This is a genomic window from Paraglaciecola sp. 20A4, assembly GCF_011378905.1.
Classification (GTDB): domain Bacteria; phylum Pseudomonadota; class Gammaproteobacteria; order Enterobacterales; family Alteromonadaceae; genus Paraglaciecola.
The window spans coordinates 1-1,278 of the sequence record NZ_WTPY01000070.1 but is presented as its reverse complement, the minus strand read 5'-3'; the positions used below and the strand labels follow the sequence as shown (position 1 = coordinate 1,278).

1 protein-coding gene is annotated in these 1,278 nt (G+C 50.9%); it reads left to right on the top strand.

The annotated features are described in order from the left end of the window. A partial coding sequence (locus GQS54_RS22845; protein ID WP_205967897.1) for a hypothetical protein occupies positions 1-1,276 on the top strand: 1,276 nt, incomplete at its 5' end. Between the last annotated feature and the right edge of the window lie 2 nt (positions 1,277-1,278).

The following is a 1,278-nucleotide window of genomic DNA, read 5'->3' as shown; positions in this document are numbered from 1 at the left end:
GACAATGGCTGGAAGTTGGTGGCTGGTTCAGGTATTAGCACTGTGTGCTCTCTGTCATGCTCTTCCAAAGAAGGGTAAGTGGAGTAAACTGTCCCAGAATCCTCCAGCTCTGATGCTCCAGCAAACTGACCAGCGGCTTCAGCAGTCAGTTCAACAGACTAATCAGCAGCTTCCTCAGAAGATTCAGTTTCAGAAGCAAGTAGCGAAGGCTGAGCCTTTGGACAGATGTTCTGTAGCTGATTCTGAGCAGATCCAATGTGGACAACCTGGTATCAGTAGTGCTGAATGTGAAGCTATCAACTGCTGCTTTAGTGGACAGCAGTGTTACTATGGGAAGACCGTGACTGTCCAGTGTATAAGAGATGGTCAGTTTGTGGTAGTGGTGGCTAGAGATGTTACACTGCCTCGACTGAGTCTGGATTCAGTCAGTTTACTGGGAGGAAGTGACCCAGCTTGCAGTCCTGTGGGGTCCACACCTTCCTTTGCTGTATACCAGTTCCCTGTGACTGCATGTGGCACAAGAGTGATGGAGGACAGTGGTTATGTGGTGTATGAGAACAGAATGAGCTCCTCGTATGAAGTGGGGATTGGACCACTTGGTTCAATCACAAGGGACAGTCACTTTGAGCTTCTCTTCCAGTGTAGGTACTCTGGCACTTCTGTGGAAGCTCTGGTTGTGGAGGTCAACACTGTTCCTCCACCTCCACCAGTAGCTGCCCCTGGACCCCTCAGGGTGGAGCTTAGACTGGCCAATGGTCAGTGTGTCACCAAAGGGTGTGCAGAAGGGGATGAGGCCTACACGTCCTACTACAGTGATGCTGATTATCCCATCACAAAAGTCCTGCGGGAGCCTGTGTATGTTGAGGTGCACATTGTGGAGAGGACTGACCCCAACATTGTCCTGATGCTGGGACACTGCTGGGCAACTTCCGCCCCCAATCCACTCAGTCTACCCCAGTGGGACCTTCTGGTTGATGGATGCCCTTACCAGGATGACCGTTACCTGACCACATTGGTTCCAGTGACTGGCTCTTCTGGTCTTCAGTTCCCAACCCACTACAAGCGCTTCATTGTGAAGATGTTCACGTTTGTGGATCCCACATCACTGGCTCCTCTGCAGGAAACTATCTTCATCCACTGTAGTACAGCGGTGTGCCATCCGTCTTCTGGCTCCTGTGAGCAAAGCTGCGGCAGGACGAGAAGGGACACTCATGTGAAGACCATCTCTAGTGAGCAGACTGTGGTTTCTAGTGGAGCAGTTATTCTGATCATGTAAAT